The 15560-nt window shown below is 72.1% G+C and carries 11 protein-coding genes and 2 pseudogenes; 9 read left to right on the top strand and 4 right to left on the bottom strand.

Annotation, left to right across the window (positions count from 1 at the left end; translation table 11 throughout):
- Positions 1-18: 18 nt before the first annotated feature.
- The 5 genes and pseudogenes from ABZ707_RS01890 to ABZ707_RS01870 all read left to right on the top strand — a co-directional run.
- Complete coding sequence (locus ABZ707_RS01890) at positions 19-1710, top strand: glycoside hydrolase family 13 protein (protein ID WP_360166086.1); 1692 nt, start codon at positions 19-21, stop codon at positions 1708-1710.
- Positions 1711-1848: 138 nt separating this feature from the next.
- Positions 1849-3225: pseudogene (locus ABZ707_RS01885) on the top strand (alpha-amylase family protein); the annotation flags it as partial.
- A 136-nt stretch (positions 3226-3361) separates the two neighbouring features.
- Entirely contained in the window at positions 3362-5458 is a 2097-nt protein-coding gene (locus ABZ707_RS01880; protein WP_360166952.1) for a regulator, read from the top strand.
- Positions 5459-5510: 52 nt separating this feature from the next.
- Positions 5511-6194: a DUF4230 domain-containing protein gene (locus ABZ707_RS01875; RefSeq protein WP_360166083.1), complete on the top strand. Its 684-nt coding sequence runs from the start codon at positions 5511-5513 to the stop codon at positions 6192-6194.
- Between the two features lie 202 nt (positions 6195-6396).
- Positions 6397-6651 (top strand): annotated as a pseudogene (locus tag ABZ707_RS01870) (hypothetical protein); the annotation flags it as partial.
- 37 nt (positions 6652-6688) lie between these two features.
- Here ABZ707_RS01870 and ABZ707_RS01865 read toward each other — a convergent pair.
- The gene (locus tag ABZ707_RS01865; protein ID WP_360166080.1) at positions 6689-8623 is read right to left on the bottom strand and encodes a hypothetical protein; all 1935 of its coding nucleotides are present in this window, start codon (positions 8621-8623) and stop codon (positions 6689-6691) included.
- Positions 8624-8734: 111 nt separating this feature from the next.
- On the opposite strand from ABZ707_RS01865, the gene ABZ707_RS01860 reads away from it, so the two are divergent.
- Positions 8735-9151 carry a hypothetical protein gene (locus tag ABZ707_RS01860; RefSeq protein ID WP_360166949.1) on the top strand — a complete coding sequence of 139 codons (417 nt, stop codon included), beginning with the start codon at positions 8735-8737 and terminating at the stop codon, positions 9149-9151.
- A 16-nt stretch (positions 9152-9167) separates the two neighbouring features.
- On the opposite strand, the gene ABZ707_RS01855 is transcribed toward ABZ707_RS01860, so the two are convergent.
- Positions 9168-10652, bottom strand: a complete 1485-nt coding sequence (locus ABZ707_RS01855) for a DUF1996 domain-containing protein (protein ID WP_360166077.1) — start codon at positions 10650-10652, stop codon at positions 9168-9170.
- A gap of 175 nt (positions 10653-10827) precedes the next feature.
- Positions 10828-11478, bottom strand: a complete 651-nt coding sequence (locus ABZ707_RS01850; RefSeq protein WP_360166074.1) for a response regulator transcription factor — start codon at positions 11476-11478, stop codon at positions 10828-10830.
- Positions 11479-11651: 173 nt separating this feature from the next.
- Here ABZ707_RS01850 and ABZ707_RS01845 point away from each other — a divergent pair, with 173 nt between their 5' ends.
- A complete protein-coding gene (locus ABZ707_RS01845) occupies positions 11652-12119 on the top strand; it encodes a DUF4259 domain-containing protein (protein WP_360166071.1) in 468 nt (155 codons plus the stop codon).
- Between the two features lie 90 nt (positions 12120-12209).
- Here the strand turns inward: ABZ707_RS01845 and ABZ707_RS01840 are convergent, their stop codons facing one another.
- A complete protein-coding gene (locus ABZ707_RS01840; RefSeq protein WP_360166069.1) occupies positions 12210-13196 on the bottom strand; it encodes an NAD-dependent epimerase/dehydratase family protein in 987 nt (328 codons plus the stop codon).
- 115 nt (positions 13197-13311) lie between these two features.
- Between ABZ707_RS01840 and ABZ707_RS01835 the strand changes: the two genes are divergently transcribed.
- Entirely contained in the window at positions 13312-14007 is a 696-nt protein-coding gene (locus ABZ707_RS01835) for a hypothetical protein (RefSeq protein ID WP_360166066.1), read from the top strand.
- Between the two features lie 56 nt (positions 14008-14063).
- Positions 14064-15539 (top strand): PepSY domain-containing protein, encoded by a 1476-nt coding sequence (locus tag ABZ707_RS01830; protein ID WP_360166063.1) that lies wholly within the window; start codon positions 14064-14066, stop codon positions 15537-15539.
- The last annotated feature ends 21 nt before the right edge of the window (positions 15540-15560 follow it).

Below are 15560 nucleotides of genomic sequence, written 5' to 3'. Positions count from 1 at the left end.
AGACACTCCAGGGATGACATGACCCAGCACCTCGCTGCCCCTCTCACCGGCCCGTCGGACGACGCCCCGGGCGACCGCTCGGGCTGGTGGCGGGACGCGGTGATCTACCAGGTCTATCCACGCAGCTTCGCCGACGGCAACGGCGACGGAATGGGCGATCTCGACGGAGCGCGCCGCCGTCTCCCGTATCTCAAGCAGCTCGGCGTCGACGCCGTCTGGCTCAGTCCCTTCTACGCGTCGCCGCAGGCCGACGCCGGCTACGACGTCTCCGACTACCGGGCCATCGACCCGATGTTCGGCACCCTGCTGGACGCCGACGCGCTGATCCGTGACGCCCATGAGCTGGGCCTGCGCGTCATCGTCGACCTCGTACCGAACCACTCCTCCGAGGACCACGAATGGTTCAGGCGCGCGCTGCGGGAAGGGCCGGGCTCCCCCCTGCGCGAGCGTTACCACTTCCGGCCCGGCAAGGGAGCCGCCGGTGAACTCCCGCCCAACGACTGGGAGTCCATCTTCGGCGGCCCCGCCTGGACCCGTACCACCGACCCGGACGGCACCCCCGGCGAGTGGTATCTGCATCTCTTCGCCCCCGAGCAGCCCGACTTCAACTGGGACCACCCGGCCGTCGCCGACGAGTTCCGCTCGATCATGCGCTTCTGGCTGGACATGGGTGTGGACGGCTTCCGCGTCGATGTCGCCCACGGTCTGGTCAAGGCGGCCGGACTGCCGGACATCGGCAGCGGCGGACAGCTCAGGCTGCTCGGCAGCAGCGATGCCGGCCTGCCGTTCTTCGACCAGGACGGAGTGCACGAGATCTACCGGAGCTGGCGCACGATCCTCGACGAATACCCCGGCGACCGGATCGCCGTCGCCGAGGCATGGACACCGACCGTCGAGCGCACCGCGAACTACGTGCGCCCCGACGAGCTGCACCAGGCGTTCAACTTCCAGTACCTGAGCACCTCGTGGGTCGGTCCCGCGCTGCGCGAGGTCATCGATGTCTCACTCGCCGCGATGCGCCCGGTCGGCGCCCCGGCCACCTGGGTGCTGTCCAACCACGATGTGACCCGGCACGCCACCCGGTTCGCGGGACCGCCCGGCAGCGGCACCCAGACACGCGAGCCCGGCGACCGGACCCTCGGACTGCGGCGGGCCCGCGCGGCGTCGCTGCTGATGCTCGCCCTGCCGGGCTCCGCGTACATCTACCAGGGCGAGGAACTCGGGCTGCCCGATGTCACCGATCTGCCCGACGAGGCCAGGCAGGACCCCTCGTACTTCCGCGCGAGCGGCCAGGACGGCTTCCGCGACGGCTGCCGGGTCCCCATCCCCTGGACGCGCACGGGGAGTTCGTACGGTTTCGGCACCGGAGGGAGCTGGCTGCCGCAGCCGGAGAGCTGGGCCGCGCTCAGCGTCGAGGCCCAGACCGGCGACCCCACCTCCACGCTGGAGCTGTACCGGTCGGCGCTGGCCGTGCGCCGGGAACACCCGGGGCTGGGCGCCGGCTCCTCGGTGGAATGGCTGGACGCCCCCGAGGGCGTGCTCGTCTTCGCCCGGCCGGGCTTCGTCTGCACGGTCAACACGACGGACAGGGCCGTACGGATCCCGGTGCGCGGAAGCCTGCTGCTGGCGAGCGGACCCCTGCCGGCCGGTCCCGGTACCCCCGGCGAGACCGAGCTGCCGGCGGACACCACGGCGTGGTGGACGGTGTGACCGCCCCGCTCCGCCGGAACGGCCCCCGCCGCCGGCCCGGCCGCGCCGCCCCCGGGCGGCCCTGAGGGCGGAGCGCGCCGCCACGAGAGACCGCACCATCCGTCATCCGCACATCCCCCACCCCGTGCAGGAGGAACCATGGTCCGCAGATCCCTCGCCGCCGCGCTCGCCCTGGTGGCCGGCGCCACCGCCCTCGCGGTGCCCGCCGGGACCGCCCAGGCGGCGCCGCCCGGCGGCAAGGACGTCACCGCCGTACTCTTCGAGTGGACATTCGACTCCATAGCCAGGGCATGCACAGACACCCTCGGCCCGGCCGGTTACGGCTACGTACAGGTCTCGCCGCCCCAGGAGCACATCCAGGGCGGCCAGTGGTGGACCTCGTACCAGCCCGTCAGCTACCGGATCGCGGGCCGGCTCGGTGACCGCGCCGCCTTCACGGACATGGTGAACACCTGCCACGCGGCGGGTGTCAAGGTCGTCGCCGACAGCGTCATCAACCACATGGCGGCCGGTGACGGCACCGGTACGGGCGGCTCGCCGTACGCCAAGTACACCTATCCGGGCATCTACTCGGGCGCCGACCTGGACGACTGCCGCGCGCAGATCACCAACTACAACGACCGCGCGAACGTACAGAACTGCGAGCTGGTCGGGCTCGCGGATCTGGACACCGGCGAGGACTACGTACGCGGCCGGATCGCGGCCTATCTGAACGACCTCCTCTCGCTCGGGGTCGACGGCTTCCGGATCGACGCCGCCAAACACATGCCGGCCGCCGACCTCGCCGCGATCAGAAGCCGGCTGAACGATCCCGGCGCCTACTGGAAACAGGAAGTCATCCACGGCGCCGGCGAGGCGGTGTCACCGACCGAATACCTCGGCACCGGAGACGTCCAGGAGTTCCGGTACGCGCGAAGCCTCAAGCAGGTGTTCACCAACGAGAACCTCGCCCACCTGAAGAACTACGGCGAGGGCTGGGGCTTTCTGGCGAGCGGCACGTCCGCCGTCTTCGTGGACAATCACGACACCGAGCGCGGCGGCGACACCCTGAGCTACAAGGACGGCGCGAACTACACCCTCGCCAATGTCTTCATGCTGGCCTGGCCCTACGGATCGCCTGACGTGCACTCCGGCTACGAGTTCACCGACCGCGACGCGGGGCCGCCCAACGGCGGCACCGTCAACGCCTGCTACCGCGACGGCTGGAAGTGCCAGCACGCCTGGCGCGAGATCTCGTCCATGGTCGGCTTCCGCAACACCGTGCGGGGCACGGCCGTGACGAACTGGTGGGACAACGGCGGCGACCAGATCGCCTTCGGACGCGGCGACCGGGGCTATGTGGCCGTCAACCACGAGAACTCCCCGCTCACCCGCACCTTCCAGACCTCGCTGCCCGGCGGCGACTACTGCGATGTGCAGAGCGGCCGGAGGCTGACCGTGAACAGCTCCGGACAGTTCACCGCGACACTCGGCACAAACACCGCGGTCGCGCTGCACACCGGCGCGCGCGGCTGCTGAGAACGCATACGGGCCAAGGAGGACCCCGGCACGGGCCGATCTTGACCGGAAAGGATGAACCCTCGGGCGCTTCCGAGCGTTTCCCGCCATGGGGACCGGCTTCGGTTCCCAACTGGGCCAGAATGTACCCGTGGTGGGGAACCTTCCCGAAGAGACGACCAGCTTCGTAGGTCGCAGGACCGAACTGGTCCTCCTGGAGCACGCACTCGAAGAGCACCGGCTGATCACGCTGACCGGCAGCGGTGGCGTGGGCAAGAGCCGGCTGGCGCTGCGCGCCGCCGAGCTCGCGGCCGGAGTCACGAACGCACCTCGCGCCGCCCGCCCGGACGGACCGGGCCCCGGGCGGGGGAGGGGCCGCCATCCCGACGGCGTGTGGTGGGCGGACCTCTCCCCGCTCTACGACGAACGGCTGCTGCTCGCCACCGTCTCCGACGCCGTCGGGCTCTCCGACTACTCCCTGCGGATGCCCATCGAGGCGCTCTGCGAATGGCTCGCGGACCGGCGGCTCCTGCTCGTCCTCGACTCGTGCGAACGGATAGTGCCCGCCTGCGCCCATCTCGTCGGTGAACTGCTCACCGCCGCGCCCGGCCTCACCGTCCTCACCACCAGCAGACAGCCCCTCGGGGCCAAGGGCGAGTACTGCCTGGAAGTGCCGCCGCTGCCGCTGGAGGGCGACGACGAGGTCCTCCAGCTCTTCCGCGACCGCGCCGCCGAGGCCGCGCCCCAGGTGTCCCTCGACGATCCCGGGACCGCCGCCGCCGCCGTGCAGATCTGCCGCCGGCTCGAAGGCATCCCGCTCGCCGTCGAACTCGCCTGCGCCCGGCTCGACGAGAACTCCGTCGAGCAGATCGCCGACCTGCTCACCTCCCGGCTCGACATACTCACCAACGAGAACGTGTGGCCCCAGCGCCACCGCGCCCTGCGCACGGCCATCGGCTGGAGCCACGAACTGTGCGCGCCGCTGGAACGCCTGCTCTGGGCGCGGCTCTCCGTCTTCCGCGGCGACATCGAAGCGGTGGACGCGCAGGCGGTCTGCGCCGGCGGTCCGCTCTCCGCCGAGGCCATCACCACGGCCCTCACCGGCCTGATCGCCAAATCCGTCGTCCGGCAGGACGGCACCCGCTACCGGATGCTCGACACCATCCGTGAGTACGGCTTCATGTGGCTGGCCGAACTCGGCGAGGAACGGCTGATCACGGACCGGCACGCCGCACACTTCGCCGAGCTCGCCCGGCAGGCCCACGACGGCTGGTTCGGATCCGAACAGGTCGACTGGTACCAGCGGATGGCCGACACCCACGCCGATCTGTGCGCCGCCCTCAACCACCTGCTCGCCGTCGATCCGGAAGCGGCCGTCGGCATGGCGGGACGGGTCTGCTTCTTCTGGTTCTGCTGCGGCCATCTGCACGAGGCCCGGATCTACCTGGAACGCGCCCTGGCCGCCGACGACACCGTCGGGCCGCACCGCACCCGTGCCCTGTGGGCGCTCGGCATGACCGTCGTGCTCCAGGGCGACCACGAGACCGCGCACCGGCTCGGCGAGCAGTGCAGCATGGCCGCGTGGCGCGACCAGGACCCCGAGTCGATGCTCTCGGCGGCCTACCTCCTCGGCATCACGTACATGATGATGAGCCGTCCGCAGGCCGCCTACACCGTGGCCGACCGCGCCCTGCGCGCGCTGCCCGGCGAACCCTTCGACTCCCGCTCACGGCTGCGCTGCCGGCTGATCCGGATCTTCGCGCTCACCGCGACGGGCCGGCTCGACGAAGCGGGCGAGGAAGCGGCCGACCTGCGGCGGCTGTGCCTGGAGCACGAGGAGTACTGGACCCGCTCCTACGCCGACTACCAACTCGCGCTGGTCCGCCTGCTCCAGGGCCGGCCGCACGAGGCGGAGGCCCACGCCCGCTCGATGGTCAACGCCAAGCGGCTGCTGGGCGACAGCTTCGGCATCGCGCTCGGCCTCGATCTGATGGCCGCCGCGTTCGCCGCGCAGGGCGACGGCGAACGGGCCGCGCACGCGTACGGCACCGGCCAGGCGTACTGGCGCATGGTCGGCCATCCGCAGCGCGGCACGCCGGAGCTGGCGCCGGTACGCGCCGAGTGCGAACGGCAGGCCCGCGAGGCGGCCGGAAACCTCGCGTACGAGGACGCGTTCCACCGGGGCCTGGTGGACGACGGCGAGAGCGGACTCGCCCGCGCGCTGCTGGGCCATCTGCCCTCGGAGAGCTGAACGGGCCCGGCTGTTTCCGTGTGAACCGGCCCGTGCTGGAAATCTGGTAGGTATGACGTCCACCGACGTGAAAACGGAAGAGCCCAGGAACGGCACGCGCGCGCCGCGGCTGTCCTGGTGGGCCAAACTGCCCCTCGCACTCGTCGTCGTGGCCGCGCTGCTGTTTCTGGGCAGCCGGCTCGATCTGCTCCCCGGTTTCGGGGACCTGTTCGGCGAAGAGACCCAGGACCGCACGGGGCCCACCCTGCTGCAGTCCATCCAGGACCTGGACCGTTACGAGGCGGCCTCGGGCAACTTCCAGGTCGTCGTGGACCTGGAGAAGGACGCCAAATACCTGCCGGACGCGATCCGGGGCACCAGGACCCTCTATGTCGGGGCCGGCACGGTCGGCTCGTATGTCGACTTCGGCGGGATCGGCGAGGACAGCGTCCAGGTCAACGAGGCCCGTACGGCCGCGACGATCCGGCTGCCGCACGCCCGGCTCGGCAAGCCCGCGCTGGACCCGGACCGTTCGTACGCCGTCTCCAAGGAGCGGGGACTCCTCGACCGGCTCGGTGACCTCTTCTCCGACAACCCGGCCGACGAGCGCGCCGTGAACCGGCTGGCCGCCCAGCACATCGGGGACGCGGCGAAGGACAGCGAACTCACCGCCCGCGCCGAGAAGAACACCACCAGCATGCTGGAGGGCCTGCTGCGGTCCCTCGGCTTCACCCAGGTGAAGGTGGTCTACGCCTGACCGGCGGGTTCCCTCTCCGGTGGCCGTCCCGCCGCGCGTCCGCGCGGTCATGTCCGTCATGTCCGGTCCGCCGAGCCCGGGTTGCGGACAAACAGCCTGACGGGCGGCCTCCGGAGGGGGTCCGTTACGCTCCGGGTCCATGAGCGCATCTGACCACGAGGCCATGGACACGCCGATACCCGAGCCGGAACAGGAAAGAGACGGCCTGACCCCGCGTCAGGCGCGGGCCATCCGGGTCGCGGCCGCTTCGGTGCTGCTGGTGGCGATGGCGGTGCTGCTCGCGGTGCGGCTGGCACAGCGGACGTCCGTGCTGGTGGTCGGGGTGTACGGGCTGGCGATGATCCTGTGCGGTGTGGTCATCGAGCTGAGCAGGCACGGGCGTACGCGGCTGGCGACCTGGCTGCTGGGCGTGGGCCTGGTGGCGGCGCTGGGTGCGGACTGGCTGCTGCTGCCGTGAGCTGAGAGCCGGTGGCGGGCGCACCGGTGGATGACGCTCAGCGCAGCGACTCCACCCTGGTGCCGTCCGCCACCCGGCCGTACAGCTCCGCGCCGGTGCCCCGGGCCGCGCGTACCGCCAGCAGGGCGCCCTTGGCGCTGCCCCGCACCCCGCCTTCCATGGCCAGCGAGCGGAACTGTCCGCTGCCCGCCGCCAGTACGTACCAGTGGCCACCGCGCGACTTCCACAGGACGCCCGCCAGCACCCGGGGCTCCCGGACGCCGCACGCCGGTGAGTCCTCCGCGCGCGCCGCGATCGCGCCCGGCGTCGCCGTCTCGCGGGACGGCGCCTGGAACTGCGCCATTACCCGGCTCCCGGTGCCCCGCCAGGTCTCCGCGCGCGTGCACAGCCAGGCCGCCGCGCCGTTGGCCTCGGGCAGCGGCTGGCGGGCGTACTGCCAGGAGTTCACCGACCGTACGCCGTGCGAGCGCACCGCCGGCAGCAGACAGGCCGTCCGGGCCCAGGCCGCGCGGTCCGCCGGGGCCGAGATGTCCTTCGGAGCGGAGGGCGGCCCGGACGTCAGCCGCGCCGGGGTCAGCTCGCCGAGGTCGGTCAGCAGCCGGTCGGTGTTCCTGTCGCGTACGTCGAGCGTGTCCCAGGACCGGCAGTCACGGGCCGTCGCCGGGCTCGGCAGCGGATCGGTCACCCCGTCCCGGTCGCGCCGCAGGGGCCGCGCGGAACCGTCGGGGTCGAGCAGGTCCCGTACCGAGGTGCGCCGCAGCCACGGCGCCGTCAGATAGCGGACATTGCCGTCCGAGCGGCCGACGACCAGCGCGCCGGAGACGGTGGCGTCCGCGCCGTCGACCCGCGCGAAGTCCAGGGCCGCGGCCTCGCCGCCGCGCGCGGACTCCGCGTACCGGATCACCCGCATCCCGTCGTGGAAGAGCACTACCCGCGCGCTGTCCACCCTGCCCGCGTAGAGAAGCTGCGGTGAGCCCATCGGGGGCCCCGAGGGAGTGGCCGGGGTCGCGGACACCTGGACCGCGGCGGCGGGCCGCGCCCAGACGGCCAGCGCCCGGCGCAGCAGGCCGTGATCCCGGGCCAGCGGGCCGCGGGTGGGCCAGACGGAGAAGTCGGTACGGGCGGAGATCTCCCAGGCGGCGGGCGCGATCCGGCGCACCTTGGCCGGGTCCAGGGCCGATTCGGCCGCGGGGTTGCGGGCGTACGGAGGCGCCGCGGCGCCGTCCGGGCCCCAGCCGTTGCCGGGCAGCGCGAGCAGCGCTCCGCAGAGCAGCGCGGCGGCGGTGGCGGCGACCGCGGCCCTGGCGTACCGGCGGCGGCGCAGCAGATCGGTGGGCCGGGCCTGGAGCGAGCACGGGTCGAACTCGGGGGAGAGCAGCAGCGCGGCGGCCTCCGGCGCGCCGACGCCGTCCGCCCGGGCGAGCGCCGCGTCCGGGTCCTCGGCCCCGGCATCGGCGAGCACCCGCCGTACCTCCGGGTCCGGCAGATCCTCCAGGGCGCGCAGCACGAACGCCGCGCGGGCCGCGCAGGACAGGCCGGACAGCCGCTGGTCCAGGGCGAGTTCGTCGGCGCCGCCGGAGCGCGGGAACAGCCGCAGGCCCCATACGTGCGGCAGCAGCGGCGGAAGCTGGGCCCGCCGGGGCCACGCCGCGCGGCGCAGCGGACGCCCGGCGTCCAGGGCCTGGCGCAGCACCTGGCCGCGTACATACGCGAAGCCCGGCTCGCGCGCCGGCACGTCGGAGCCGTCGCCCGCCGCCCGGCCGCGCGGCAGGGAGCGCTGCACCAGCGCGTGCGCGGTCAGTACACGCCGGTTGCGGCCCAGCGACGGCGGCAGGACGAGATAGGCGATCCGTACGAGACGGGTGTAGTGCTCGACGAGGGCCGCCTCGGCCTGTTCGACACCGACGGAAGTGGCGTACGGGGCTGCGGAGTCGGCGGGCTCTGGAGTGGTGACGGCTTCGTGGGGAGGCACGCTGAGGGAACGAGTGGATGGTCCGATGGTCACTCCGGTGTGGACGTTTCCGCACACGACATGGTGCGCAAGAGGCACGATGGGCGCATGTGTACGGAGCGACCCCGAGTGATACTGGCAGCCCTGGCCCTGGTTCTGGCGGCGGGCTGTGGCACGAACGACGACGAGGCCCCCAGGATGCCGAAGACGGCAACCGGGAGCCTCGAACAGATCGCCTCGAAGGCGGAGTGCGAGCCGGACATTCAGACCGACGCGGCCGAACTGCGCCAGGCCAACTGCACCACCGGTGACGGCAAGTATGTGCTGGCCACCTTCGCCACCGACCGGGGCCAGCGCGAGTGGCTCAACGAGGCCAACGACTACGGCGGTTCCTACCTGGTCGGCAGGAAATGGGTGGCGGTCGGGGAGGCGAAGGTGGTCGCGGCGCTGCGCGGCCGGCTCGGCGGGACGGTGGAGACCGGCTCGGCCCACCACCGCCCGGCGGGCGGTGGCGGGCACGAGGGGCACTCCGGTCACCACATGAACTGAGCCGCGCCGGCCCGGATCAGCGGCACGTGCGCCCGCTGTTCAGGCAGCTCACCACCCTGTTCATCAGGCGCTCGTCGAAGACATTGATGAAGTCGCCGTGGTCGGTGACGGGCTTGTGGAGCTGCTCGGGAAAGGAGTCCACGGCGAAGCCGGGCCCCGGCGGCACGTTGTAGACAATGCGCTGCTGGAGCTGCGGAATCGCGCGGAATCCATTCTGGCAGCGGCCGTTCCGATCGGCGAAGGCCACATGGGTGCGGTGGTTGGCGCTGTCGGTGTTCTGGCCGTCCCAGCAGCTCTGGAACTTGAATGTACGGACCACCTTGCTGCCCCTGGGGCAGATCGGGTATTTGTCCTTGAGCTGGCGGTTCTCGAATCCGGTGCAGCTCCAGGAGGCATTGGCGTTGGCGTCGCCGTTGACAAACGCCTTCGCGTCGCCGGTGATGATCCGCAGAAAACGCGGCATGGCGGTGACCCGGGAGACCGGGCTGCCGACGAATTTAAGAGTCACCTGGGCCGGAGTCTGGATCTCCCCGACATTGCCTTCCTTGCCGCCGCCGTCCGCATTGACATCGGCTTCGTCCTGTCCGTTCTGGAGACGGAGCACGGGCCAGTAGTAGGTCGACCTGTCACCCTGATTACGGCATGTGGTCTCGCCGGCCGCGAGAGCGTCGTCGCTCGCGAAGGCGTCATTGGCCTGATTTCCGACGTAATCATGCATATGGTGGGCGCCATTGCTCACACCTGGGGCGACGATCACATTGTCCGAATTGAACTTGCCGGCCTCGTTCCGCCCGCATTCGGTGGTGAAGGCGCCCCGTGAGGCTCCGCGGCGCGGCCGGGGCTCCTGGACGTTCGGCCGGACGGACTTGATGTTGACGAAGTCGGAGGCGTCCGGGCCGTTGCCGGCCTGTGCGCCGTCGTCCTCGCCGGGAGCCTGCTGGCCGGGGGCTTCCTGGCCGGGAGTTTCCTGTTCGCCGCCCTGGCCGGGCGCCTGCCCGTCGCCGCCGGCCGGTGCGCCCGCGTTGTCGTCGGCCCGCAGGGTGCAGGGCGCGAGGGCCTCCAGGCCCTGCGGGCGCTCCGCGACCCGGCTGATCGCGACGGCGATCCGGTCCAGACCGGCCAGCCGCTTTTCCTTCAGCGGATTCAGGATCGCATTGTCCGCGAATGCGGGATCCTGTTCGATCTGGGCCTTCTGGTCCGCGAACTGCCGGTAGGCCTCCGTGATCTGGCTGTCGATCGCCGCCAGCTCCCGGTCGACCTCGGGGCGCGCCGGTTCGGGTACCTCGGTGACCTCGTTCGCGACATCCGGACAGTCGATGGTCGACATCGCCTGTCCGGCATTCTCGGCCTGCTGCTGCGCCGGTGGCTTGTCGGACCATCCTTCACCCGCGGACGCGTAGACATTGACCGCCACCAGCCCACCCCCGCCCAGGAGCAAGGCGGCGGAAGCGACAATCGCCCGCTTTGCCAGGGTGGAGCGTTTTCTCGATGTGCGTCCCATGGAACTCCTCAAGCTTCGTTGCCGTTTACAGGGAAATCTTGGCAGGGGGGAAGCGAAGCGCTCCGTTCCATACGGACGGCAATGGTGGCGTGTTCAGCCCGTCGATGAATTCATATGAATCTCCATCAGCAAACCGGGCGGATACGCCTCATTGCGGTGCGAGCCGCGCGGGACGTCACCGGCCGCGGTCGAGATAGGCGAGGACCGCCAGGACCCGGCGGTTGTCGTCGTCCGACACCGGCAGGCCCAGTTTTCCGAAGATGTTCGAGGTGTGCTTGGCCACCGCCCTTTCCGTGACGACGAGTTGGGCGGCGATGGCGGCGTTGGACCTGCCCAGCGCCATCAGTTCCATGACCTCGCGCTCACGGGGGGTCAGACGCCCGATCGGCCGGTCCTGCGCGCGGCGGGAGAGCAGTTGCGAGATCACCTGCGGATCCATCGCCGTACCGCCGCCCGCCACCCTGCGTATCGCGTCGACGAACTGGTCCGCGTCGAAGACCCGGTCCTTGAGCAGATAGCCGATTCCGCCGGCACCGTCCGCCAGCAGCTCACGCGCGTACAACTGCTCGACGTGCTGGGACAGGACGAGCACCGGGAAGCCGGGACGGGCGCGGCGAGCGGCGAGGGCGCACCGCAGGCCCTCGTCCGTGTGCGACGGCGGCAGCCGGACGTCGACGACGGCGACGTCCGGCTCCAGCTCGGCGAGGGCCCTGGTCAGTTCGGGCCCGCTCTCCACCGCCGCGAGGATCTCGAAGTCGTAGGCCTCCAGCATCCGGACGAGACCGTCCCGCAGCAGGAACAGGTCTTCGGCCAGCACAACTCGCAAGGGATCTCCAGGAGCGCCGTGATGGGGGCGCCGGCGCGACGGCCCCCGGGACGCGTCGAATGTACCGAGCCCGACCGCACCGGAGGTGTCGCACTCGGGGGATTGGCGGCGGATTGTCAGTGCCTCGTGGCACGATCGGGGCGTCCGGTTGAAGACCGATCAGGGGGCGGACCATGGGTACGTGGGACACGGGGCATTTCGACAACGACAGCGCGGCGGACTTCGCGGGGGAGCTGGACGGATCCGCCGCCGGGGAGCGGACGGACCTGGTGCGCGAGGCGCTGCTGCGCGCGATCGGGGCCGGCCGGCTGGACGACGAGGACGGGGCGGTGGCCGTCGCCGCGGCGGCGCTCGTCGCCGCACAGTGCCCCGGCGGTCCGCCCGTGGAGACGGTCTACGGCCCCGACGAGCCCCTGCCGCTCTTCCCTGCGGAGCTGAGCGGACTCGCGGCCAGGGCCCTGGACCGGGTCCTCGCGGACGGCTCCGAGCTGCGCGGTCTGTGGGCCGACGCGGAGGGCGTGAGCGGCCCCTGGCTGCGCGGTGTCGTCGCGCTGCGCACGGCCCTGACGGCAGCGGCGGCAGTGGCGGCAGTGACGTCGGGGATACCGGGAGCGACGGAGCTGGCCCGGGAAGCGCACTGACCCGGTCCGGCGGGCGCGACCCCGCCGCCCCGGCCGTCCGGGGCCCGGCGGCCGGGGCCGGTGGCGGGCCCCGGCGCCGCCGGTCCGTGGTCAGAGATTCAGTGCCTTGGCCTCCAGCTCGGGAGCGAGGCCCAGCCGCGGGCGGTCCGGCCGCTGGGGTGCCTCGCCACCGATCGAGGTGAGCCAGGTCCAGGTGTCCGAGACCGTCTCGGACAGCGGGCGATACCGCAGGCCGGCCGCCAGAGCCTTGGCGACATTGCCTCCGAGCAGGGTGTCGTGGAGAGCGCCCGGCGGTACCCAGATCGGCAGGTCGGACCAGGACTTGATGCCCGCCGCGGTGATCACCTCCGGATCGGTCCAGCGCAGTTCGGCGTCGGATCCGGTGACCCGCACACAGGTGTCGAGCAGTTCGGCCATGGTGGTGTGGCCGGGCGGACTCGCCAGGTTGTACGCACCGCCCAGGCCCTGCCGAAGCGCGTCCAGGGTCCACTCGGCGAAGTCGCGTACGTCGATGTACTGAAGCGGATTGTCGCGGGGGCCGGGGGCGAGCACGGGGCCACCCCTGGAAATCCGCCCCAGCCACCACGGCAGCCGCCCGATGTTCTCCCAGGGGCCGATGATCAGGCCGGGCCGCAGCAGCAGCGCCCGGTCGCCGAAGACCGCCTCGGCAGCCAGCTCGCCGCCGCGCTTGTCCTGCGGATAACGGGTCTGTCCGGCGTCCGGGGACGCGCCCTCCACCACCGGGCCGTCCTCGGAGAGCCCGGCCGGCGCGGGATACGCGTAGACCGAACGGCTGGAGACATACGCGAACCGGCCGACGCGGTCCACCAGCAGCCGCGCCGCGTCCCGCACCGCGGACGGAGCCGCCGACCAGGTGTCGACGACCGCGTCCCACTCACCCTCGGCGAGGGCCGCCAGACCGTCCGGGGCCGTGCGGTCGCCGACCAGCCCGGTCGCACCGGCCGGAGCCGTGTGCCGTCCGAGATGGAAGACGGTGACCTGCCATCCCCGGGCGAGCGCCGCCTCCGTGACCGCCCGTCCCACGAATTCCGTACCACCGAGAATCAGGAGTCTCATGAAAATGACTCTGCCCGCCGCGCGGCGGCGGGGCCATACGAATCCGCCGCAAGGGGAATCGTGCGCTTTTGGGATCTGCCCCAGGTGCCCACCGGGATGGCAGCATGTGCGGACCATGACAGATGCCCGGTCGCCGATGCGCGCCCTGCGGGCCGCGGTCTTCGCGGCGGTGTGCGTGACGCTGGCGGCGGTGGGGCATTCGTTCACCTCCGGGCATGAGATCCCCTTCGGTGCGCTCTGGACCGCTTTCGGGGTGACCGGAGGCGGGGCCTGGCTCGCCGGTGGCCGCCGCCGCGGCGCGTCCACCATCGGAGCCGCGCTCCTCGCCGTCCAGGGTGCCCTGCACCTGATCTTCGCCGGGACGCTTCCGTACGGACTGTTCCCGCGGCGGCACGGCCCCCACGGTGACGGCGCTCTCGGCATGCGCATGGACCCCGCCATGACCATGGGCGCCGGACCCGGACCGGACCCCGCGGTCGCGGTCCTCGACGGACCCGTGGGCATGGTCGCCGCGCACCTGCTCGCCGCCGCCGTCTGCGCGCTCTGGCTCGCCCGGGGCGAGGCCGCGCTCTTCCGCCTCGCGCGCGCCGCGGGTGCCCTGGCCTTCATACCGCTCCGGCTGCTGCTGACCGGGGTACGGCTGCCCGCGCCGCCGGGACCGGCACGCACCGGACCGGCTTCCCCCGCCCCGCGCCGGGCCGCCGGTGTGGTCCTCGCGCACACGCTGTCGCGCCGCGGCCCGCCCGCGCCGCGGACACCTCGCGCCACGGCCCCGGAAGCCGCCGTCACCGTCATTGTCCGCACTGTCTGACCTCTGGCAGGCCCGGGGCCCATTTCCCCATGCCGATGCCGACTCCTGGGACAGCCATGGCCATTGACGACCCCGTACAGGGGACCGAGACCGAACGCCCCGCCGCCGTATCCGGGACCACGACGGACACCCCGTCCGTCTGGAGTTCCCTGCGCCCCCTCGTACTGCGCCTGCACTTCTACGCGGGCCTGCTGATCGCGCCCCTCCTGCTGGTCGCCGCCACCAGCGGGCTCCTCTACGCCCTCTCCTTCCAGGCGGAGAAGGTGGCCTACCGGCATGAGCTGCGGGTCCCGGCCGGCGACCGGACCGTCCCGCTCTCCGCCCAGCTCGACGCCGCCCGGGCGGCCCACCCGGACGGCACGGTCACCTCGGTGCGTCCCTCGTCCGAGGACGGCGAGACCACCCGGGTGATGATGACCACGCCGACGACGGAGGAGGGCAAGTCCCTCGCCGTCTTCGTCGATCCGTACACCGCGGGCATACGGGGAGAGCTGACCAGTTACGGCAGCTCGGGCGCCCTGCCGCTGCGCACCTGGCTCTCCGAGCTGCACCGTCATCTCCATCTGGGCGAGCCGGGCCGCATCTACAGCGAACTCGCCGCGAGCTGGCTGTGGGCGGTGGCCCTCGGCGGGCTTCTGCTGTGGACCGGCAGGAAGCGGACCTCGAAGCGGGCGCTGCTCACGCCCGAGCGGGGCGCCACCGGCCGCCGCAGGACCCTTTCCCTGCACGGTTCGCTCGGGCTGTGGGCCGTCACCGGGCTGGTGCTGCTCTCCGCGACGGGCCTGACCTGGTCGCGGTTCGCGGGCGAGAACATCGGCGCGGTCCAGGACCAGCTCGGCGGCGCCACACCCGTGGTCAGCGCCACCCTCGAAGGCGGCGGGACGGGCGGTGACGGCCACGAGGGACACGGCAGCGGCGGCGGATCCCACGCGGGCATGGAAGGCATGGAGGGCATGGAAGGAATGGAGGGGATGCCCGGGAAGGAGATCAGCGTCGACCTGGCCGTGGTCGCCGCCCGCCAGGCCGGCCTCGACGGTCCGCTCGCGGTGACCCTGCCGGCCGAGGGCAGCGGCTATGTGGTGGCGGAGACGGACACTCAGTTCCCCGTCCGTCTCGACTCGGTCGCCGTCGATCCCGCCAACGGCATGATCATGGACGAACTGCGGTTCGCCGACTATCCGCTGCTCGCCCAGCTCACCCGCTTCGGGATAGACGCCCATATGGGGGTGTTCCTGGGGCTCGTCAATCAGCTCGCACTCGCCGCGCTCGCCCTGGCCCTGATCCTGATCATTGTCTGGGGCTACCGGATGTGGTGGCAGCGCAGGCCCACCAGGGGCCGGAGGCTGCGCGCGGGCCGGGCGGCACCGCGCGGTGCCTGGCGGAAGGTGCCACCGGCCCGGCTGCTGCCGGTGGTGGTGGCCGCGGCCCTGGCCGGCTGGTTCGTCCCCCTGCTGGGCATCAGCCTGGTCGCGTTCCTCGCCCTGGACGGGGCGCTGGGCCTGCTGTCCCGCGCCCGCGCCGCCCGCGGATAGCGCCGCGGCTGTGCGGAGCAC

Origin of the sequence: Streptomyces sp. NPDC006923, assembly GCF_040635655.1 — a bacterium.
In the GTDB taxonomy this organism is placed as follows: domain Bacteria; phylum Actinomycetota; class Actinomycetes; order Streptomycetales; family Streptomycetaceae; genus Streptomyces.
The sequence above is the reverse complement of the archived record's forward strand: the minus strand, read 5'-3'. Positions and strand labels throughout refer to the sequence as shown.